At 72.5% G+C, this 19,885-nt stretch carries 17 protein-coding genes; 10 read left to right on the top strand and 7 right to left on the bottom strand.

What is annotated here, in order from left to right:
- Window positions 1-7 precede the first annotated feature (7 nt).
- Together ABZ671_RS10655 and ABZ671_RS10650 are read right to left on the bottom strand one after the other, a co-directional pair.
- Window positions 8-484, bottom strand: coding sequence for an MSMEG_6728 family protein (locus ABZ671_RS10655; RefSeq protein ID WP_357854610.1), 477 nt, complete (start codon window positions 482-484; stop codon window positions 8-10).
- A gap of 36 nt (window positions 485-520) precedes the next feature.
- Entirely contained in the window at window positions 521-1,255 is a 735-nt protein-coding gene (locus ABZ671_RS10650; protein WP_357854870.1) for a phosphatase PAP2 family protein, read from the bottom strand.
- Between the two features lie 144 nt (window positions 1,256-1,399).
- Here ABZ671_RS10650 and ABZ671_RS10645 point away from each other — a divergent pair, with 144 nt between their 5' ends.
- Window positions 1,400-2,611: a DUF4032 domain-containing protein gene (locus tag ABZ671_RS10645; RefSeq protein ID WP_357854607.1), complete on the top strand. Its 1,212-nt coding sequence runs from the start codon at window positions 1,400-1,402 to the stop codon at window positions 2,609-2,611.
- Between the two features lie 37 nt (window positions 2,612-2,648).
- Here ABZ671_RS10645 and nagA read toward each other — a convergent pair whose 3' ends face one another.
- From nagA to ABZ671_RS10630, 3 genes are read right to left on the bottom strand one after another with little or no spacing between them, the layout of a single operon-like run.
- Complete coding sequence (nagA, locus tag ABZ671_RS10640; protein WP_357854604.1) at window positions 2,649-3,758, bottom strand: N-acetylglucosamine-6-phosphate deacetylase; 1,110 nt, start codon at window positions 3,756-3,758, stop codon at window positions 2,649-2,651.
- Entirely contained in the window at window positions 3,758-4,687 is a 930-nt protein-coding gene (locus tag ABZ671_RS10635; RefSeq protein ID WP_357854601.1) for an ROK family protein, read from the bottom strand. The genes nagA and ABZ671_RS10635 overlap by 1 nt, the downstream gene beginning before the upstream one ends.
- Window positions 4,684-5,613: a sugar isomerase gene (locus tag ABZ671_RS10630; protein WP_357854598.1), complete on the bottom strand. Its 930-nt coding sequence runs from the start codon at window positions 5,611-5,613 to the stop codon at window positions 4,684-4,686. Before ABZ671_RS10630 ends, ABZ671_RS10635 begins: the two co-directional genes overlap by 4 nt.
- A 197-nt stretch (window positions 5,614-5,810) precedes the next feature.
- On the opposite strand from ABZ671_RS10630, the gene ABZ671_RS10625 reads away from it, so the two are divergent.
- The 4 genes from ABZ671_RS10625 (at window position 5,811) to ABZ671_RS10610 (ending at window position 9,237) form a co-directional block, all read left to right on the top strand.
- Window positions 5,811-6,596: a DeoR/GlpR family DNA-binding transcription regulator gene (locus ABZ671_RS10625; RefSeq protein ID WP_357854595.1), complete on the top strand. Its 786-nt coding sequence runs from the start codon at window positions 5,811-5,813 to the stop codon at window positions 6,594-6,596.
- A gap of 99 nt (window positions 6,597-6,695) precedes the next feature.
- Window positions 6,696-7,706 carry an ATP-binding cassette domain-containing protein gene (locus ABZ671_RS10620; protein ID WP_357854592.1) on the top strand — a complete coding sequence of 337 codons (1,011 nt, stop codon included), beginning with the start codon at window positions 6,696-6,698 and terminating at the stop codon, window positions 7,704-7,706.
- Window positions 7,703-8,719: an ABC transporter permease subunit gene (locus ABZ671_RS10615; protein WP_357854589.1), complete on the top strand. Its 1,017-nt coding sequence runs from the start codon at window positions 7,703-7,705 to the stop codon at window positions 8,717-8,719. The genes ABZ671_RS10620 and ABZ671_RS10615 overlap by 4 nt, the downstream gene beginning before the upstream one ends.
- 110 nt (window positions 8,720-8,829) lie before the next feature.
- Window positions 8,830-9,237 (top strand): DUF3263 domain-containing protein, encoded by a 408-nt coding sequence (locus tag ABZ671_RS10610; RefSeq protein WP_357854586.1) that lies wholly within the window; start codon window positions 8,830-8,832, stop codon window positions 9,235-9,237.
- Window positions 9,238-9,240: 3 nt separating this feature from the next.
- Here ABZ671_RS10610 and ABZ671_RS10605 read toward each other — a convergent pair whose 3' ends face one another.
- On the bottom strand, window positions 9,241-9,453 hold the full coding sequence (locus ABZ671_RS10605) for a hypothetical protein (RefSeq protein WP_357854583.1): 213 nt from the start codon (window positions 9,451-9,453) through the stop codon (window positions 9,241-9,243).
- A 166-nt stretch (window positions 9,454-9,619) separates the two neighbouring features.
- Here ABZ671_RS10605 and ABZ671_RS10600 point away from each other — a divergent pair, with 166 nt between their 5' ends.
- Together ABZ671_RS10600 and ABZ671_RS10595 are read left to right on the top strand one after the other, a co-directional pair.
- Window positions 9,620-10,522 (top strand): hypothetical protein, encoded by a 903-nt coding sequence (locus ABZ671_RS10600; RefSeq protein WP_357854580.1) that lies wholly within the window; start codon window positions 9,620-9,622, stop codon window positions 10,520-10,522.
- Window positions 10,523-10,673: 151 nt separating this feature from the next.
- Window positions 10,674-11,183: a GNAT family N-acetyltransferase gene (locus ABZ671_RS10595; RefSeq protein WP_357854577.1), complete on the top strand. Its 510-nt coding sequence runs from the start codon at window positions 10,674-10,676 to the stop codon at window positions 11,181-11,183.
- Window positions 11,184-11,206: 23 nt separating this feature from the next.
- On the opposite strand, the gene ABZ671_RS10590 is transcribed toward ABZ671_RS10595, so the two are convergent.
- Window positions 11,207-13,420, bottom strand: coding sequence for an AAA family ATPase (locus ABZ671_RS10590; RefSeq protein ID WP_357854574.1), 2,214 nt, complete (start codon window positions 13,418-13,420; stop codon window positions 11,207-11,209).
- Between the two features lie 93 nt (window positions 13,421-13,513).
- Here ABZ671_RS10590 and ABZ671_RS10585 point away from each other — a divergent pair, with 93 nt between their 5' ends.
- The 3 genes from ABZ671_RS10585 to ABZ671_RS10575 all read left to right on the top strand — a co-directional run bounded on the left by ABZ671_RS10585 (window position 13,514) and on the right by ABZ671_RS10575 (window position 19,847).
- Window positions 13,514-16,387, top strand: coding sequence for an alpha/beta fold hydrolase (locus tag ABZ671_RS10585; protein WP_357854571.1), 2,874 nt, complete (start codon window positions 13,514-13,516; stop codon window positions 16,385-16,387).
- Window positions 16,384-17,271, top strand: coding sequence for an ABC transporter permease subunit (locus ABZ671_RS10580; RefSeq protein WP_357854568.1), 888 nt, complete (start codon window positions 16,384-16,386; stop codon window positions 17,269-17,271). Before ABZ671_RS10585 ends, ABZ671_RS10580 begins: the two co-directional genes overlap by 4 nt.
- A gap of 134 nt (window positions 17,272-17,405) precedes the next feature.
- The gene (locus ABZ671_RS10575; protein ID WP_357854565.1) at window positions 17,406-19,847 is read left to right on the top strand and encodes a bifunctional UDP-sugar hydrolase/5'-nucleotidase; all 2,442 of its coding nucleotides are present in this window, start codon (window positions 17,406-17,408) and stop codon (window positions 19,845-19,847) included.
- Window positions 19,848-19,885: the final 38 nt, after the last annotated feature.

The raw sequence follows: 19,885 nt of genomic DNA, 5'->3' as shown, positions 1-19,885 counted from the left end.
CCCTTCCTTACTGGCAACGCCGGTCCCGGTCGGAGGCGGGCCAGACGTACTCCAGGTCGGGCGGGACGTCGCCAAACTGCGGTCCGTAGTGCCCCGGATCCTTGCGCAGCAGCGACGACCGGTGGCTGCGGTGCAGGTCCTCAAGGCCCAGCCAGGGCGGCAGCTCGCCGGCCTCGGCCAGCTCGGCCTGGGTGCGCACGATGTCGATGCCGCAGGCGGTCGCGAGATCGGTGGTCATCGTGGCCGCGCAGGTGTCCGCCCGGCCCGGCTCGCACCACACGGCGCACACGTCCAGCCCGTACCGGGTCAGCGCCTCCTCGTACCCGGCCCACATCTTCACCGCCGGGTGGTTGCGCCAGCCGTACGTCGGCCAGGTCAGCCCGCGCAGCACCTGGATGGTTTCCACCCGCTGCTTGCCCAGCCGCTTCTGGTCCAGTGTCCGCGCGCTGGCCAGGAAGTCCGGGTACGGGAGGAAGGTCTGCATGCCGGTGCTCTACCCGTACTCAGGGACACCATGCGTTCATGATCGAGTGAACGGGCGGTCCCAGTTGCGCAGTGCGGGGGGCAACGGCACGTCGTCCCAGGGCACCCGGCTCAGCAGCCGGCTCAGCAGCAGGCCGAGCAGCAGACCGGCGACCGAGTCGGTCAGCCAGTGCCAGCCGAGGTATGTGGTGGTGCAGAGCACGATCAGCGGCGGCAGCACCCGGACCACGGTGACCAGGCGGGGCGGGACGGTCCGGCCGAAGGTGGCCAGCAGCGGCGTCACGAGCAGGGCGAGCACCGCGTACCAGAGGATCGCATTGGCCACATGCCCCGACGGGTACGACTGGGCGAAGCGCACCGGCAGGTCGTGCTGGAACAGCGGCAACGTCTGGTCGGGTGGCAGGAACGGTGGCTTGACGCTGGCGCTGGGCGCCGGTCGGGCGGTCCACACCTTCAGCGGCCCGATGGTCAGGTAGGTCAGCACGAACGCGACGACCGGTGGCAGCACCGCGCGGACCGAGCGGAGCCGGATCGCCACCAGCACGCCCAGCCCGGCTGCGAGCAGCGTCAGCGGGCTGCCCTGACCCAGGTAGTTGAGGATCATCGCGGCCCACCGGGCGGCTGTCGGTCGGTGCTGCGCGGCCCAGTCGGCGGCGGCCCGGTCGAGGCCGAAGAGGTGACCGGTGGCGAGCGCCACGGTCAGGCCCACCAGGGCGGCGAGCAGCAGCCCGTCGAACCACCAGCCGGCCGGCCGGACGGGCCGGAGCCGCAGCTTCTCGCGTACCCCGGTGGTCTGCCGCACGCGACCACGCTACCGGCCGCCGACGGTGCCCGACCGCTCGCGGGCATTGGCGGATGTGTGTGCCGGCCCACGCTGGGAGGCGCTCCGCGGGGCTCAACAGTCACACTTGTCTCCGTGCGGATCACCTCGGCCCTCGTCGACCCGGCACTGCTCGATCTTCCCTGGTCGACTCCGCTGGAGGAGTGGCCGGCGCAGCACCTGGTCGCGCTTCCGCAGGGCATCTCGCGGCATATCGTGCGCTTCGTCCGACTCGGCGACTACGTCTACGCGGTGAAGGAGACCGGCGAGCGGGTCGCCGAGCGGGAGTACGACCTGCTCCGGGCTCTGGAGCGGATCGACTTCCCGTCGGTCGAGGCGGTCGCGATCGTGGCCGACCGGCAGACCGACGACGGCCAGCCGCTGGACCCGGTGTTGGTCACCCGGCATCTCCAGTTCTCGCTGCCCTACCGGGCCCTCTTCTCCCGGACGCTGCGACCGGAGACTTTGAACCGGCTGCTCGACGCGCTGGCGGTGCTGCTGGTCCGGATGCACCTGACCGGCTTCTTCTGGGGCGACTGCTCGCTGTCGAACACGCTGTTCCGGCGGGACGCCGGCGCGTTCGCCGCCTACCTCGTGGACGCCGAGACCGGGGCGCTGCACCGCGCGCTCTCCAACGGGCAGCGCGGCGAGGACCTGGAGATCGCCCGGGTGAACATCTTCGGCGAGGCGTTGGACCTAACGGCGGCCGGGCTGCTGCACGAGTCGATCGACCCGGAGCTGGTCTGCGAGGAGGTCGTGCAGCGGTACGAGCGGCTCTGGCACGAGGTCACCTACGAGCAGCAGGTCGAGCGGGAGGCCCGGCACGACATCGAGGGTCGGATCCGCCGCCTCAACGAACTGGGCTTCGACGTCGCCGAGGTGGCCCTGTCCACCACTGACAATGGGCGTTACCTGGTCCGGCCGAAGGTGGTCGACGTCGGCTACCACCCCCGCCGGCTGCTCCGCCTCACCGGCTTGGACGCCGAGGAGAATCAGGCCCGCAAGCTCCTCAACGACCTGGACGCGTACCGGTCGGAGAGCGACCTGACCGACGAGCAGCAGGCGGCGCACCGCTGGCTCACCGAGGTGTTCGAGCCGGTGGTCCGGGCGGTGCCCGCGCACCTGCGCAGCAAGCTGGAGCCGCAGGAGCTGTTCACCCAGATCATCGAGCACAAGTGGCTGCTCTCCGAGCGGGCCGGCCGGGACGTGGGCATGCGCCACGCCGTGCAGGCCTACCTGTCGGACGTGCTCGTACACCGCCCCGACGAGCAGGCCGTGCTCGGCGTCGAGGTCCCCGTCGCCGGCTGACGCCGACGCGCTGGCGTGCCGCTCGCCGCAGCCCGGTTCACTCCACCCAGGTGCCGGCGCGCATCACCCGGAGCACGTTGAGGTCGTCGTCCATCACGACGAGGTCGGCTCGCAGGCCGGTCCGCAGCGCGCCGACCTGGTCACCGAGGCCGATTGCCCGCGCCGGGGTGGTGGCGACCATCCGGCAGGCGTCGGGCAGCGCGATGCCCGACGCGACGGCGTGCCGCAGGGCGGCGTCCATGGTCAGCGTGCTGCCGGCGATGGCGCCGTCCCGGCTCAGCCGGGCCACCCCGTCGGCCACGGTGACGGCCTGGCCGCCCAGCTCGTACTCGCCGTCGGGCATGCCGGCGGCGGCCATCGCGTCGGTGATCAGGGCCGCCCGCTCCGGGCCGGCCACCGAGTGGGCGAAACGCAGCATGCCGTCGTGCAGGTGGACCCCGTCGGCGACCAGCTCGCAGACCACGTTCGGGGCGTCGAGCAGGGCCACCACCGGACCCGGCTCCCGGTGGTGCACCGGGCGCATCCCGTTGAACAGGTGGGTGCCGACGCTCGCCCCGGCCGTCAGGGCGGCCCGGGTCTGCTCCCAGGTGGCGTCCGTGTGTCCGACCGCCGCCACCACGCCCCGCGAGACGAGCAGCTTGATCGCTTCCAACGCGCCGTCCCGCTCGGGGGCCAGGGTGACCATCCGGATCGCGCCCCCGCCCAGCTCGATCAGCTCCGCCAGCTCGTCCGTGGACGGGTCGCGGAGGAACTCCGGATTCTGCGCGCCACACCGGTCCGCCGACAGGTAGGGCCCCTCGAAGTGGATGCCGGCCAGCACCCCGGACTCGACCAGCGGCCGGTACGCGGTCGTCGCCTCCCGCATCACCGCGAACGGGGAGCTGACCAGGCTGGCGAGCAAGGTGGTGGTGCCGTGCCGCAGATGGAACGCGGCCGCCTCGCGGGCCGAATCGGCGTCGCCCGTGGTGAAGGTGTGCCCCCCGCCGCCGTGGGTGTGCATGTCCACGAAGCCGGGCACGATCCAGTGCCCGTCGCGCACCGACGGGTACTCGGCGACCGCCCGGATCCGGTCGCCCACGATCTCGACGCAGCCCTGCCGGATCACACCGGTCGGGGTCACCAGCTTGCCGGTCACGCGCACGGTCATCAGTTTCCATCTCCAGTGTCGTCCAGGGCCAGCAGGGCGGCGCCGAGGCAGCCGGCCTCGTCGCCGAGGGCCGCCGCCACCAGGCGCGGCTCCCGGTGGAAAGTCAGTCGTGCGCGCAGTGCCGCGCGCAGCGGATCGAACAGCTGGGGACCGGCCTGGGCCAGCCCGCCGCCGACCACGATCGTCTCGACGTCGTAGAGCGCCTGACCGGTGGCCAACCCGTCGGCGAGCGCCTCGACGGCCTCCCGCCAGACCCGGCCGGCCAGCGGCTCACCGGCCGCCGCCCGGTCCGCCACCTCGGCGGCGGTGACCGGAACACCCGCCAGTTCGGCGTACCGGCGGCCGATCGCCGAGGCCGAGGCCACCGCCTCCAGGCAACCGGGACGGCCGCAGCCGCAGCGCGGACCGTCGGGGCGCACCAGGATGTGGCCGATCTCGCCGGCGGCACCGTGCGCGCCGGCGGCGGCCGACCCGCGCACCACGTGGGCGGCGGCGATGCCGGTGCCGATCGCGACGAACAGCACGTGGCCGCCGTCGCGGCCGGCGCCGAGCCGGGCCTCCGCCAGGCCACCCGCCCGCACGTCGTGGCCGAGCGCCGCCGGCAGCCCGAGCCGCGCCCGCGCCAGCTCCCGCAGCGGTACGTCCCGGAAGCCCACGTTCGCCGACCAGACCGCGACCCCGCGGGCCTCGTCGACCACCCCCGGTACGACGATCCCGCAGGCCGTCGGGGTCAGCCCGGCGACCAGGGCCTTGCCGGCCAGCCCTTCGGCGACGTCGAGGATCGTGTCGACCACCGCCGCCGGGCCGCGCGCCGTCTCGGTGGCGTGCCGTTCGGCGTGGGCGGTCGTACCGTCCGGGCGGACCAGGGCGCACTTCATCCCGGTGCCGCCCACGTCCAGCGCGACGACGACCCTGTCGCCAGAGGTCATGCGAGCACCACGGAGCGGGTCAGGTGCCGGGGCGCGTCCGGGTCGAGGCCGCGGCTGGTCGCCAGCGCGACGGCGAAGCGTTGGGCGAGGATCAGGTCGGCCATCGGGTCGACCGGGGTGCGCCCGGCCGCCCAACTGGTCAGCACCGTGCGCCAACCATGGGTACGGCTGTGCACGAAGGCGGCGCCGGTGGCGGCCACGTCCTCGGGCAGCCCTTCCGGGATCGCGCCGAACGCCCAGACCAACCGGCCCGGAGCGGCGACCGAGATGGGGCCGTGCCGGTAGTCCATCGCCGGGTAGGCCTCGGCCCAGAAGGTGGCCGTCTCGCGGCACTTCAGGGCGGCCTCCTGGGCGAGCCCGACCGTCCAGCCGCGCCCGAGGAAGGTGACCTGCTCGATGCCGGCCGGGTCGATCGGCAGCGGAGCCCGGACGGCCACCTCGGCATCGGCGGCCAGCCGGCCCAGGTCGTCGCCGAGGTGGGCGCGGAGCAGGGCGAGCGCGGTGGTGGCGAACCGGGTCTGCACGACCGAGCGCTCGTCGGCGAAGGGCAGGGCCACCGCGGCGTCGGCCACTTCGACCGCCGGGGCGGCCGGGTCACCGACCAGGACCGTGGTCGGGACCTGGCCGCGTACCGCGGCGATCAGGTCCAGCACCTCGGTGGTGGTGCCGGAGCGGGTGATGGCGATGAGCCGGTCGTAGCGGCGGTTGGTGGGAAACTCGCTGGCTTGGAAGGCGTCGGTCTCGCCCTGGCCGGCGCGCTCGCGCAGCCCGGCGTACGCCATTGCCATGAACCACGACGTGCCGCAACCGACGACGGCGACCCGCTCGCCGGGGCGGGGCAGGCGGTCGGCGGTGGTCGGGGCGAGTCGGGCCGCCTCCCGCCAGCAGTCGGGCTGACTCGCGATTTCCGTGTGCACGTACGCCATGACAACTCCTCCCGGGGGAGATCTTGCGCAATTCGGCGCGTTAGGGCTGCCTTTCGCGCGTTATTGTGCGTGAAGTCGGGTGGTTGTGGCAACCAGCACCGAGATCGCGCAGGTCAGGGTTTTGCGCCCTCGCAGTTTCGCGCACTACTGTGCACGCAATCAATCATCGTTCGTGCAGAGTCAGTGGAGGTTCCGCGGTGGACCGGTACGCCCGATGGAACGCGCTGCTCGAGATGCTGACCGACAGCGGTCGGGTCAGCGTCGAGGAGGCGGCCGATCGCCTGGACGTCTCCCAGGCCACCATCCGGCGGGACTTCGACCAGCTCGCCCAGCAACAGATGATCACCCGTACCCGGGGTGGGGCGGTCGCCAACGGCGTCTCGTACGACCTGCCGCTGCGCTACAAGACGGCCAAGCACTCGGCCGAGAAGCAGCGGATCGGGGCGGCCGCCGCAGCGCTGGTCTCCCCGGGCACCGTGGTCGGCCTGAACGGCGGCACCACCAGCACCGAGGTCGCCCGGGCGCTCGCCGTCCGACCGGATCTCAACACCAACGCCGAAGGTGCCCAGCTCACCGTGGTCACCAACGCGTTGAACATCGCCAACGAGTTGCTGGTGCGCTCGCGGATGAAGGTGGTGGTGGCCGGCGGGGTGGTCCGGCCCAAGTCGTTCGAGCTGGTCGGCCCGTTGGGCGGGGCGCTGCTGCGCGAGGTGACTCTCGACGTCGCGCTGCTCGGCGTGGACGCGATCGACCCGCAGCTCGGCGCGGCGGCCCACCACGAGGGTGAGGCCGCGATGAACAGCCTGATGGTGGCCCGGGCCAAGCGGGTGGTGGTGATCGCCGACTCGTCCAAGCTGGGCGGTCACGCCTTCGCCCGGATCTGCCCGGTGGACCGGGTCGAGACGCTGGTGACCGACTCCGGGGCCGACCCGGCGGTGGTGCAGGTGTTCCGTGACGCCGGCGTACACGTCGTCTGCGCCTGAGGACGAATCAGGGAAAACCCCGATGCATACCGGGTATCATGTGCGCCTGCATACCGCGTATGGTGTCCGCTGTTCGCCTACACATCGGGGGAGGTCAGCTTGACGGCTGTCCTGGAGATCGACGGTCTCCGTAAGACATACCGGAGCCGAAAGCGCGGGACACGCCACGCGCTCGACGGCTTCGACATGCGGGTCGAGGCCGGCCAGGTGCACGGCTTCCTCGGCCCGAACGGTTCGGGCAAAACCACCACCCTGCGTACGCTGCTCGGGCTCATCCGGCCCGACGGTGGTCGGATGACGATCCTCGGCCAGGAGGCGCCGGCGGCGCTGTCGGCCGTGGCCGGCCAGGTCGGCGCCATCGTGGAGAGCCCGCAGTTCTTCCCGCACTTCACCGCCCGGGACACGCTGTCCCTGCTCGCCGGAGCCGGCGAGGTGCCGCGGCAGCGGATCGACGAGGTGCTCGAGCTCGTCGGGCTGCGCGACCGGGCCGGGGAGCGGGTCAAGACGTACTCGCTCGGCATGAAGCAGCGGCTCGCCGTCGCGTCCGCGCTGCTCAAGGACCCGAAGCTGCTCATCCTGGACGAGCCGGCCAACGGCCTCGACCCAGGCGGCATCCGGGAGATGCGCACGCTGGTGCGCAACCTCGCCGAAGCCGGCATGACCGTGGTGCTCTCCAGCCACATCCTCGGCGAGATCCAGCTCATCTGCGACTCGGTCACCATCATCTCGCTGGGGCGGCGGGTGGCGTACGGGCCGGTCTCGGAGGTGCTCGCGCAGCACTCCACCGGCGGCGTTCGGGTGCGGCTGGAGGCGGTCAGCGATCTGCCCGCCGCCGCCGAGGCGCTGACCCGGGCCGGGATCCGGGTGACCGGGCAGCCCGACCACCTGATGCTCGCCGGGGTCGACAAGCCGGCCACGGTCACCCGGCTCCTCGCCGAACAGGGGCTCTACGTCAGTGAGCTCGCACCGGTCGCCGTCGACCTGGAGAGCGTCTTCCTCGAACTGACCGCCACCGCGCCGGTACCCGGCCAGCACCGGCAGGTCGACCAGTCCACGAAGGTCGATGGCGCGGGGCAGGCCGGCGCCACCACGGGAGGGTGGGGCGCGTGAGCCTTTACCGTACGGAGCTGCGCCGGCTGGCCAAGCGGCGCTTCACCCGCTGGATGACCGCGCTGGGGCTGGCGATCCTGGTGGCCGTGGTTGCCGGGATCTTCTTCAGCAACCACAAGCTCGACGCTGCCGCGTTGGCTCGCGCCGAGCGGCAGGCCGAGCAGGACTACCAGCAGCAGGTGCGCTACAGCGAGCAGGAACGCATCGCCTGCGAGCAGGCCAAGGCCGGCGGCACGGCGGAGGAGGGGCGCTACCCCGACGACTGTTCGGTGATCTCGCCGCCGCCTCGGGAGGCGTTCGAGGCGCGGTGGTACCTACCCCCGACCTTCGACTTCCACAAGGAGTTCGGCGAGAGCCTGACGGTATTCGCCGCGATCCTGGCGTTGGTCGGGTTCGTGGTCGGCGCGTCCTTCGTCGGTGCCGAATGGAACACCGGCGGGATGATGAACCTGCTGCTCTGGCGGCCGAAGCGACTGACCGTCCTGCTGACCAAACTGGCGGCGCTGCTGACCGGCGCGCTCGCGGTCGCGGTGCCCACCGCGCTGCTCTGGCTCGGCGGGTTCTGGCTGGTCGGCACCTATCGGGGCAGCACGAAGGGAATGACCTCCGGCATCTGGCAGTCGTTCGGCCTGACCGGGCTGCGCGGCGTCGTGCTGGTACTGGTCATGGCGACGGTCGGGTTCGCGCTGGCCTCGCTCGGTCGGCACACCGCGATGGCCCTGGGCGGGTCGATCGCCGCGGTCGTGGTCGGCCAGTTCGGCCTCGGCATCCTGCTCCAGATGGCCGGGGTGAAGTTCGCGGCGGCCTGGCTGCTGCCCACCTACCTGGCGGCGTGGATGCGGCAGAAGGTCACCCTGGAGAACTGGAACGCCTGCCAGGCCACCTACACCGGGGAGTGCAAGCCGGCGACCCTCGACATCACCTGGCAGCACTCGTCGATCCTGATGGCGGTCGGGGTGGTGGTGATCCTCGGCGCGGCGCTCTGGACGATGCGCCGTCGGGACATCGCCTGACACCGGCCCGCCCCGGCCCGCCGCGTCCGATGCGGCCGGGGCGGGCCCTGGTTAGGCTTAAGTTCCCCGGTCCGGCGTCGTCCTGCCGGCCGACCGCCCCGAGGAGCGCCATGCCCGCCGACGCCCCCGACCGGCCCGCCTCCGACCGGCCCGAGCCATCCGGGCGCGTCGAGGTCGGCCGCCGGGAGACCGGTGCCGCCGTCCCCCCACCCCGCCCCGCCCCGGACGTCGAGGCGGTGCCGACCGTCGAGCCCGACCCGCTCGTCCTCGCCTCCGAGGGGCGGGCGGGCGGGTTGACCGAACGGGACCGGCGGATCCTCGCCTTCGAACAGCAATGGTGGAAGCACGCCGGCGCGAAGGAGCAGGCGATTCGGGACACCTTCGGCTTCTCCGCGACCCGCTACTATCAGCTGCTCAACGCGCTGCTCGATCATCCGGCCGCGCTGGCCGCCGAGCCGGTGCTGGTCGGGCGGCTGCGCCGGTTGCGCTCCACGCGCGCGCACACCCGACGGCGCTGACGCTCACTTCTCGTACGTGCGCAGCCCGTTGCCGATGGCGAAGAAGGTGGGTGCCCACTCGCCGACGAAGATGCCCCAGCGGTCCGCCCGGTCGATCCCGGCCCGCTCCAGCTGTCGGGACAGGAACCAGCTGCCGAACGCGAGACCGATGCTCACAAAACCGGCCAGGTAGGCGTGCTCGGCCCTGACCCCCGACTCGTGCAGACGTGCCAACATGCGATCCCCCTGTCGCGTCGTACGGCCACCGAGGAAGGGCGACCGCTCTCGACGCTACCGGCGGAACGTGGTCCGCGTTGGTGAGTTGCGGGACCGGGCTCCGGTTGGGTGCCGGGCATGCGTCCGCCGGTTGCGGGTAGGCGGCGGCGACGGAGGGAGTCGACGGATGGGGGCACCAGATCGCCGGTATCCGACCGGCAGTCGGCCGGCGCGACCGATCGGAACGGCACCGCTGATGCGGGTACGCTCCGCCTCCGACCCGGCCCCCGGTCGGCTGGCGAACGAGGACGTGGTCTTCGGGTTCGGTCCGCTGGTCGGGGTCCTCGACGGCGCCACCGTACCGGAGGGCTTCGACACCGGCTGCGTACACGGGCCGGCCTGGTACGTCCGGCACCTGGCCGCCCGGATCGGCCTGGCCGTTGCCGCCCGGCCGGCGGCGACGCTGATGAGCAGCCTGGCGGCGGCCATCCTGGCGGTCCGCGCCGACCACGGCGGCGGGTGCGACCTCGACCACCCCGGCACCCCGTCGTCCACCGTCTGTCTGCTCCGGCAGGGCGGCGACCAGGTGGACTACCTGGTGCTCTGCGACAGCCCGCTGGTGTTGGACGCCGGTGGCCAGGTCAGTGTGGTCTCCGACGAGCGGCTCGACGCGGCGATGGCGGAGCTGCGTCGTACCGCCGGGTTGCTGCCCGGGTCCGACGTCGACCCGGCGGCCCGGCTCCGCCGCTCGGTGGCCGTGCAGCGGGAGCGGATGAACCGGACCCACGGCTACTGGGCCGCCGCCGCCGACCCGGACGCGGCGTACCACGCGGTGACCGGGACGCTGCCGCTGCGCGGGCCGGGGGCGCTGCGGCGGGCGGCGCTGCTCAGCGACGGGGCGTCCTGCGCGGTCGAGCAGTTCGGCCTCTTCGACTGGGCCGGCCTGCTGGACGTGACGGCGGCGGAGGGCCCGGAAGGGCTGATCCGCCGCGTCCGGGTCGCCGAGCGGGACCACCCGGACCGGCTGCGCCGGCAGAAGCGGACCGACGACGCCTCGGTGGTGTTCTGTGAGTTCGACCCGGTCGGTTGAGGGTCGGTCGACGCAGGAAAACCCGGTCGGCTGACAACGGAGCGTGAGGTAGAACACGGAGGCGGTACGACCGGCCGGTCCGCTCGTCCAGACCGGTAGTCCGGGGCCAAAGGGGTGGACTTGGGCCGGTTCGGCCGGCAGACTGCGGCTCGTGACGGGTGCGGTACGACTGGAGCCGGTGGACGAGCAGAACCTGGAGCCGTTGCTCTCCGTAGCGGCTGCTGAGGCGGAGCCGGAGCACGTCATGCCCCCGGTGGATGCCCCGGCCGGTTGGTCGTTGGCCCGTCGGGACGCGTTCCGGGAGTTCCACCGGGCCAGCTTCGGTGGCCTGGACGGCCCCACCCGCACCCTGATGTACGCGATCGTCGCTGCTGGCGAGGTGGTCGGCATGGTCCGGATGACCCGCCGCGACGAACCCGGGACGGTGGAGACCGGCATGTGGCTGGGGCGTTCGGCGCGGGGCCGTGGGCTCGGCGCGGCGGCCCTGCGCGAGTTGCTGAACGCCGCTGCGGCCGCCGGCATGCACACGGTCGTGGCCGAGACGACGCCGGACAACCAGGGTGCCATCGCCGTGCTGAGAAAATGCGGCGCGGAACTGCGCGAAAAGGGCGGGAAGCTGCACGCGCAGATGTGCCTGGACTCCGTGCTGCCGGCCCGCTGACGCAGCCGGGAGGACGCGCCTGCTCAGCCCGTCTGCTTCTCGGCGTACGCCGCCAGGTGGGCGACCTGGGCCGGGTCCAGGGAGGCCCGGACGTGGGCGCGGGCGGTCTCGACGTGGGCGGCGGTGACCGTGGTGGCGGTCAGCGACTCGCGCATCGCCGCGAGCGCCGCCTCCCGGACCAGGGCCGCGCAGTCGGCGGCGGAGAAGCCGTCCAGTTCCGCGCCGAGCGTGGCCAGGTCCACGTCGGGCGCCAGCGGGACGTTCCGGGACGCCGCCTTGAGGATCTCGGCCCGGGCGGGACCGTCCGGCGGCGGCACGTACACCAGGCGTTCCAGGCGGCCGGGACGCAGCAGCGCCGGGTCGACCAGGTCCGGCCGGTTCGTCGCGCCGACCACCACCACGTTGCGCAGCGCCTCCACCCCGTCCAACTCGGTGAGCAGGGCGGCCACCACCCGATCGGTCGTACCCCCGTCGGTGGCCTGGCCGCGAACCGGGGCGAGCGCGTCCACCTCGTCCAGGAAGACCAGCGTGGGGGCTGCCTCGCGGGCCCGGCGGAACAGCTCGCGGACCGCGCGTTCGCTCTCGCCCACCCACTTGGAGAGCAGCTCCGCGCCCTTCACCGACAGCACGTTCGCCCGCCCGGAGCCGGCCAGCGCGGTGACCAGGTAGGTCTTGCCGCAGCCCGGCGGCCCGTAGAGGAGCACCCCGCGCGGCGGTGTCACGCCCAGCCGGGCGAAGGTGTCCGGGTAGCTCAGCGGCCAGAGCACCGACTCGGTCAGCGTCCCCTTCACCTCGTGCAGGCCCCCGACATCGTCGAGGGACACCGACGCCAGCTCCAGGGTGGACCCGGCCATCGTGGTGGGTCGGACCACCTCCAGCGCCGCGCTGAAGTCGGCCATCGCCACCGTCGGCGAGGTGGTTTCCTTCTGCCGCAGGGCCGCACGCACACCGGCCTCGCGGACCAGCGCGGCCAGGTCGGCGGCGACGAATCCCGGCGTACGGGCGGCCACCTCGTCCAGCCGGACGTCCTCGGCGAGCGGCACCGGCCGGGTGAGCACGGTCAGCTGCTCCCGGCGCAACGCCTGGTCGGGCAGGGGAACGGTGATCCGCAGCGGAAGCAGGTCCGGGGCGCGCAGGGCGGGGTCCACCGCCTCCGGACGGCCGGTGGTGCAGACCACGGCCGCCCCAGCCCGGACCGTCTCGGCGACGACCTGCCGGAACACCGTGGCCACCGGGCCCGGCTCGTCGGCCGGGGCGAGGGCCTCCACGTCGGTGACCAGCAGGACGGCGGGACTGTCCGCACGTACCGCTTCGGCCGCCTCGCGCAGCCGGCGGGCCGCCGCGTCGTTGCTCAGCGCGGCCAGTTCCGGCGCCCACAGCGGGCACACCCGGGCGCGTACCCGGGCGGCGACCGCCCGGACCAGCGTCGCCTTGCCCGAACCGGCCGGCCCGGTGAGCAGGACGCCCAGCGAGACGGTGGTGCCGAGCCGCCCCAGCACCTCCTGATGGTGGAAGCCCAGGTCGAGCAGCTCGGTCAGCTGTTCGGCCTGGGTGCGCAGCCCGGGCAGCTCATCGAGGTCCGGTGCCGCCGCAGGCTCAACCGGCTCGACCGGTTCCGGCGCGGGCGAGGCCCATTCGGTCCCGGCCCCGGCCGGCCGGTTGACCGGGCTGTGCTCCCAGCCGACCACGGTGTCCATGGTGACCAGCGCGCCGGCCTCCGGCTCAACCCCGACCACGGTGAGCAGGGTGCTGGTCCAGGCGTATCCCACGGTGTTGGCGAGGCTGCGCCGCGCGGCCTCGACCAGGCCGCGGAGCGCGGCGTCGGGAAGCACGTCCTGCGGTAGCAGCGAGACGTCGTCCCCGGTGGTGACCGGCTTGCCGAGCAGCGCGAGGCGGAGCATCTCCGGGGAGACCACGGCGACGATCCCGGCCGGGCCGGCCAGGGTCACCGTGCGGGCCGGCACCACCGGCAGCGGGCTCACCCGCACCTGCCCGCCGTCCCGCAGGCCCAGGTTTCCGAGGATCAGGTCGTCGGCGTAGAGCAGGGCGGTGCTCGCGGTCTGCTCGGTCGGGGCGACGATGCCGGCGGTCACCCGCCGGCCGGTCAGCCGGACCGGGTCGCCGGGGCGCAGCGCCAGCGCGGCCAGCACCTTCGGATGCAGGCGGACGACGCCGCGCCGGGCATCCAGCGCGGCCGGACGCAGACTCGCGGTCAGGGTCAGGTCGAGTTCCGCCACCCGCCGAACAGTAGCCGCCGGTGTCAGGCCCGCCGCTCACACGTCCGGCGGATCTCAGCTGACGCTCAGGGTTCGGGCCGTACCGTGTGCCGCATGAGATCACCGCTCGCCGCCACGCGGATCCGGCGTGCCCTGGCCACCCGCCGTCGCCGGGTGGTCGCCGCGGTGGTGGTGGTCGTCCTGGTGGCCGCCGCCGTGGCCTGGGCGGCCCGGCCGCAGCGGCCCGGCTTCCGGACCGAGTCGGCGCTGGTGACCGTCCGCTCCGGACCGGCCGGCGACGAGCCCGTCGAGCTGGACACCACGCTCTACCTGCCCCGGGACGCCTCGGCCCGGCACCAGGTCCCGGCCGTGCTGCTGGCGCACGGCTTCGGCGGCACCAAGGAGTCGGTCCGCGGCGACGCGGAAGACCTGGCCGACCGGGGCTACGCCGTGCTCACCTGGACCGCGCGGGGCTTCGGCCGCAGCGGCGGCGAGATCCACCTGGACAGCCCCGACTACGAGGTACGCGACGCGCAACGCCTGCTCGACCGGCTCGCGGCCCGTCCGGACATCCTCCTCGACGCCGCCGGCGACCCCCGGGTCGGCGTGGTCGGTGGCTCGTACGGCGGCGGCCTGGCCCTGCTGCTGGCCGCGCAGGACCGGCGGGTCGACGCGATCGTCCCGATGATCACCTGGAACGACCTGTCCCGGGCCTTCCTGCCGGAGAGCACCGGCGGGGAACCGACCGAGGGCGTGTTCAAGAAGGGCTGGGCTGGCCTCTTCTTCGGCGGCGGGGGCAACGTCGGCTCCGGCCCGGCCGGCGTCTCCGGCAATACCGCCGGCCAGCCCGAGGGCGCCCCCGCGTCGGCCGGCGCGCCCAGCCCGCAGCCGGGTGCCGGCCCCGGCACCAGCTCCGGGCGCGCCCCCGGGCCCGCCGCCAACCCGTCCTGCGGCCGGTTCGCCGCCGACGTCTGCGCCGCGTACCTGCGAATCGCCACCACCGGACGGGCCGACGCCCCGGCGGTCGCGCTGCTGCGCCGCTCCTCCCCGGTCGGGGTGCTCGACCGGATCAAGGCGCCGACCCTGCTGGTGCAGGGCGAGGCGGACACCCTCTTCCCGCTCACCGAGGCGGACGCCAACGCGCGCGGCATCGCCGCCGCCGGCACGCCCGTGCGGGTCGCCTGGTTCACCGGCGGCCACGACGGCGGCGCCGGCCCCACCTCCGACTCCGACCGGGTGAAATTCCTGACCGCGCAGTGGCTCGACCACTACGTCAAGGGCGAAGGGCCACCGCCGGGCGGATCATTCACGTTCTCCCGGATCGCCGGTTTCGACGCGCTCGACCGGGGCCTGGTGGCCACCGGCTACCGCACCGACGACTACCCGGGTGTGGCCGGGCAGGGCCGCCGCGAGGTCACGTTGACCGGCTCGGCCCAAGCGGTCGCCAACCCGCCCAACGGCAACCCGGCGGCGATCTCCTCGGTGCCGTTCGCCGGGGCGGTCGGCTCGCTGCTGAGCGGGCTGGCGAGCGACATTCCCGGCCAGCACGCCCGGTTCGAATCCGCGCCGCTGACCGAACCGCTCGACGTGGTCGGCACGCCGACCGTACGGATCAGGGCGGCCTCGCCCACCGGCGAGGCGGTGCTCTTCGTCAAGCTCTACGACGTCGACCCGAAGGGCGCGGCCACCCTCCCCGACGGCCTGGTCGCCCCGATCCGGCTCACCGGCCTGCCGGCGACGATCGACGCCGCCCAGCCGGTCACCGTCACCCTGCCGGCGATCGTCCGCCGGATCGAGTCCGGGCACCGGCTGCGGGTCGTCGTGGCCACCTCCGACCAGGCGTACGCCACCCCGGCCGAGCCGGCCGTGCACACCGTCGCCCTCGGCGGCGGCCCGCTGACCCTGCCCGCGGTCGACGCCCAGCCGATCCCCACCACGGCCACGGTCTGGCGCTGGGCCCTGGTCGGCCTGCTCGCCGCGATCGCGGTCGGGCTCGTCGTGGTCGTCCTACTCGCCCGCCGCCGGCACCGCCGCCAGGACAGCTCGGTTCACCCGGAGTACGCGGGCGTCCCGCTCGCCGTGCGCCAGCTCCGCAAGGAGTACGCGGACGGCTTCGTCGCCGTCTCGTGTGTGGACTTCGAGGTGCACCCCGGTCAGGTGGTCGGCCTGCTCGGCCCGAACGGCGCCGGCAAGACCACCACGCTGCGGGTGCTGATGGGGCTGACCCAGCCCACCGCCGGCGAGATCTACGTCTTCGGTCACCGGCTGGTGCCCGGCTCGCCGGTGCTCTCCCGGATCGGCGCGCTGGTGGAGGGGCCGGGCTTCCTGCCGCACCTGTCCGGCCTGGAGAACCTCAAGGCGTACTGGCGGGCGACCGGGCGGCCCTGGGCGGACGCGCACTTCGACGAGGCGCTGGCGATCGCCGGGCTGGGTGACTCGGTGCACCGGCGGACGAAGAACTACAGCCACGGCATGCGGCAGCGGCTCGCCATCGCGCAGGCCATGCTCGGCCTGCCCGAACTGCTGGTGCTCGACGAGCCGACGGACGGCCTGGACCCGCCGCAGATCGCCGAGATGCGCCGGGTGCTCCAGCGGTACGCCACCGACGGCCGCGCGGTGCTGGTCTCCAGCCACCTGCTGGCCGAGGTGGAGCAGACCTGCACCCACGCGGTGGTGGTCAACAAGGGGCGGATCGTGGCCGCCGGCCCGGTCGGGGACATCGTCGGCGAGTCGTCGAGCGTGCTGTTCGACGTGACCGACCCGGACGCGGCGCGCGGCGTGCTCGACCGGCTGACCGGCGTACGGGTGCTGCCGGAGAGCGGCGACGGCGGGCTGGTGGTGGACACCAACGGGACGGCCCGCAGCGAGGTGGTGGCCGAACTGGTCCGGGCCGGCATCGGGGTGAACCGGGTGGTGCCCCGGCGTCGCCTGGAGGACGCGTTCCTCGCCCTGGTCGGCGAGAACTCTCGGGGGAGTGGAGACCGATGACGGGGGAGTCTGTTGGTGCGGGCCGGATCGGCCCCGGCGCGGCGGCGGGCTACCGGCCGTCGGCGACCCTGCCGTTCCGGGCCGAGTTCCGCCGGCAGGCGTCGCGGCGGCGTACCCAGCTCGCGCTCGGGTTCATGGTGCTGCTGCCGCTGATCATCCTGGTCGCGTTCCAGTTCAACTCCGGCAACGAGAACCGGAACCGGAACAACGAGTTCGGCAGCCTGGTCGACCTGGCCGTCTCCGGCGGGTTGAACTTCGCCCTGTTCTCGATCTTCGTCTCGTCGTCGTTCCTGCTGGTCGTGGTGGTGGCGCTGTTCTGCGGGGACACGGTGGCCAGCGAGGCGAGCTGGGGGAGCCTGCGCTACCTGCTGGCCATCCCGGTGCCCCGGGCCCGGTTGCTGACGGTGAAGCTGCTGGTCGCGCTCGCGTACTCGGCGCTGGCCCTGCTGCTGCTCGCCGGCACCGCGCTGCTCGCCGGCACCCTCCGGTACGGCTGGTCCCCGCTGCGCAGCCAGGTCTCCGCCGAGCTGGCCCCGACCGAGGGGCTGCTCCGCCTGCTCGCGGTGCTCGGCTACCTGGCGGTCGTCCTGCTGGTGGTCGCCGGCCTGGCGTTCCTGCTCTCGGTGACCACGGACGCCGCGCTCGGCGCGGTCGGCGGGGCGGTGCTGCTCTGGATCCTGTCCAGCATCCTGGACCAGATCACCGCGCTGGGTGGGCTTCGCGCCTTCCTGCCCACCCACTACAGCACCGCCTGGCTGGGCCTGCTCTCCACCCCGATGCAGACCGACGACCTGGTACGCGGTGCCATTTCCGCGATCGCCTACGCCACCGCTTTCTGGGGCCTGGCCTTCTGGCGCTTCACCCGCAAGGACATCACCAGCTGACCGACTCCTGCTGTGCCAAGGAACGTTACGTCTTGGCTACCTGGCCAGTTCTGCCTGGTCAGGATCATCGCCTATGGTTGGCCGAACTTCGGCCTTGGCCATTCCTATCCTCAGAATCCCCTCGGAGGCATCAGATGCGCCTGAAGAGGCGTCTCGTCCCACTCGTCGCAGCCGTGATGATGGCCGCAGCGAGCATCGGTTTGCTCGGCACGCCCGCCGCTGCTGCAGAAGACCCCGTCACGATCGACATTCTCGGCATCAACGACTTCCACGGCCGGCTGGAGATGAACGGCCAGGAAGCGGGCGCTGCGGCGTTGACCACCGCAGTCAAGCAGATGCGCGCGGCTAACCCGAACACGGTTTTTGCCGCGGCGGGAGACCTTATCGGAGCCTCGACGTTCACCTCTTTCATCCAGCACGACAACCCCACGATCGACGCCCTCAACGCGGCATCGCTTGAGGTCAGCGCGGTCGGCAACCATGAGTTCGACCAGGGCTACGACGACCTGATGAACCGCGTCATCCCACGGGCCTCATGGGAGTACATCGGTGCCAACGTCAAGGTCAAGAAGGCGCTCCAGGACCGGTACAAGGAGCTCATGGAGTCCTGGGTCAAGGAGATCGACGGCGTCAAGGTCGGCTTCATCGGCGCGGTAACCGAGCACCTGGATGAGCTGGTCACGCCGGCGGGCATCTCGATGCTCGACATCCTGGACATCCCGAGCACGGTCAACGAGGTAGCCGACGAGATGAAGCGGAAGGGCGAGGCCGACATCCTCGTCCTGCTCGTCCACGAGGGTGCCGCAACCACCTCGCTGGCGTCGTCGACCGACCCGAACAGCGACTTCGGCAAGATTGTCACCGGGGTCAACGGGCACTTCGACGCGATCATCTCCGGGCACACGCATCTGGCCTACAACCACCAGATCCCGGTCAAGGAATGGCAGAACGCGAACCGCCCGGTGACCGTGCGGCCCGTCGTGTCGGCTGGCCAGTACGGCTACAACCTGAACAAGATCACCTTCACCTACGACAAGAACAAGCACGAGACCACCTCGGTGGATTCGAAGATCGTCCCATTGACCCAGCTGCAGACAGACGGCTCGTGGAAGCCGCTCTACGGCCCGGACCCGACGGCCAAGGCGATCGTGGACGACGCGGTGGCCATCGCCAAGGTCGAGGGCAGCAAGAAGCTCGGTGAGATCAGCGCGGACTTCAACCGCGCGCGCCAGTCGAACGGCACGACGGAGAACCGCGGCGGCGAGTCGACCCTGGGCAACCTCGTGGCCGATGCGCAACTCGCCGGTGCCCGGGGCACCGACCCGTCGACTGAGATCGCCTTCATGAACCCCGGCGGTCTCCGCACGGATATGAAGTACGCAGCCGCGGGTAAGACCAACGGCACGGTGACCTACAAGGAGGCGGCGGAGGTTCAGCCGTTCGCCAACACGCTGGTCACGATGACCCTGACCGGTGAGCAGGTCGTTCAGGTGCTTGAGGAGCAGTGGCAGCCCGACGGTGCCAGCCGGCCATTCCTCAAGCTCGGCGTGTCCAAGGGGCTCTTCTACACCTACGACCCGACCGCACCCAAGGGTCAGCACATCACCTCGATCACGCTCAACGGCAAGAAGCTGGACCGGACCGCCGCCTACCGCGTGGTGGTGAACTCGTTCCTCGCCTCCGGTGGAGACAACTTCTTCACCCTCGGCAAGGGGGCGGACAAGCGGGACACCGGCCAGGTCGACCTGCAGTCGATGGTCGCCTACCTCGGCGCGAACTCGCCCGTATCGCTGGACCTGGCGCAGCGGGCGGTCGGCGTCCACTTCGACGCGCCGGAGGCCGGGTTCAAGTCGGGTGACACCGTGACCGTCAACCTCTCCTCCCTACTGTTCACCACGAACGAGCCGAAGGACGAGAAGGTCTCCGCCACGTTCGCCGGCCAGGCCGTCGGCGTGTTCGCGGTCAACGGCACCGCCGACGCGAGCACCGACAACACCGACGAGGCCGGTCGGGCCACGGTTACCTTCCAGGTTCCCGCGGCAGCGACTCAGGGGGCGCCAGCGACTCGGGACCTGGTCGTCACGGGCGTGACCACCGGCACCAAGGTGACGGTGCAGATCCCGCTGGACGTCAAGAGCGTGCCGGTGCCGGCCTGCACGAGGACGATCACCGGGAGCTACTCCGGTCCGCTGCAGGTCACGTCCGGTGTGACATGCCTGGCAGGCGCCACGGTGTCCGGCCCGGTGACGGTGAAGAAGGGAGCCGGGCTCTACGTGACCGGCGCCCGGATCAGCGGTCCGGTGACGGCGTCCGGAGCCACCGTTTTCGCGCTGCTCGACAGCACGATCAGCGGCCCGGTGACGATCAACGGCAGCACCGACACGCTGGCGATCCACGGCTCGTCGATCAGCGGACCGGTCAGCCTGCAGAACAACAAGGTGACCGGCGCGCCGACCGTGGCCGGCAACCGGATCAGCGGGCCGCTGTCGTGCAGCGGGAACTCCCCCGCGCCCAGCAACGACGGCCGGCCCAACACCGTCTCCGGCCCGAAGTCCGGACAGTGCGCCGCCCTCTAACCGGCTAAGTGCAAGGAGGGGCCCCCTGTTAACGCCTC

The organism is Micromonospora sp. NPDC006766 (assembly GCF_040636055.1).
Taxonomy (GTDB): domain Bacteria; phylum Actinomycetota; class Actinomycetes; order Mycobacteriales; family Micromonosporaceae; genus Micromonospora.
Note: the sequence above shows the minus strand (reverse complement) of the source record. Positions and strands in the feature narration are given on the sequence as shown.

Excerpts from the sequence above, each read along its gene's own strand:
- ABZ671_RS10610 (WP_357854586.1), top strand. The coding sequence starts at position 8,830 with ATGCCCGCCGACGCCCCCGACCGGCCCGCCTCCGACCGGCCCGAGCCA.
- ABZ671_RS10600 (WP_357854580.1), top strand. The coding sequence starts at position 9,620 with ATGGGGGCACCAGATCGCCGGTATCCGACCGGCAGTCGGCCGGCGCGA.
- nagA (WP_357854604.1), bottom strand. The coding sequence starts at position 3,758 with ATGACCGTGCGCGTGACCGGCAAGCTGGTGACCCCGACCGGTGTGATC.
- ABZ671_RS10580 (WP_357854568.1), top strand. The coding sequence starts at position 16,384 with ATGACGGGGGAGTCTGTTGGTGCGGGCCGGATCGGCCCCGGCGCGGCG.
- ABZ671_RS10655 (WP_357854610.1), bottom strand. The coding sequence starts at position 484 with ATGCAGACCTTCCTCCCGTACCCGGACTTCCTGGCCAGCGCGCGGACA.
- ABZ671_RS10605 (WP_357854583.1), bottom strand. The coding sequence starts at position 9,453 with ATGTTGGCACGTCTGCACGAGTCGGGGGTCAGGGCCGAGCACGCCTAC.
- ABZ671_RS10575 (WP_357854565.1), top strand. The coding sequence starts at position 17,406 with ATGCGCCTGAAGAGGCGTCTCGTCCCACTCGTCGCAGCCGTGATGATG.
- ABZ671_RS10585 (WP_357854571.1), top strand. The coding sequence starts at position 13,514 with ATGAGATCACCGCTCGCCGCCACGCGGATCCGGCGTGCCCTGGCCACC.
- ABZ671_RS10635 (WP_357854601.1), bottom strand. The coding sequence starts at position 4,687 with ATGACCTCTGGCGACAGGGTCGTCGTCGCGCTGGACGTGGGCGGCACC.
- ABZ671_RS10630 (WP_357854598.1), bottom strand. The coding sequence starts at position 5,613 with ATGGCGTACGTGCACACGGAAATCGCGAGTCAGCCCGACTGCTGGCGG.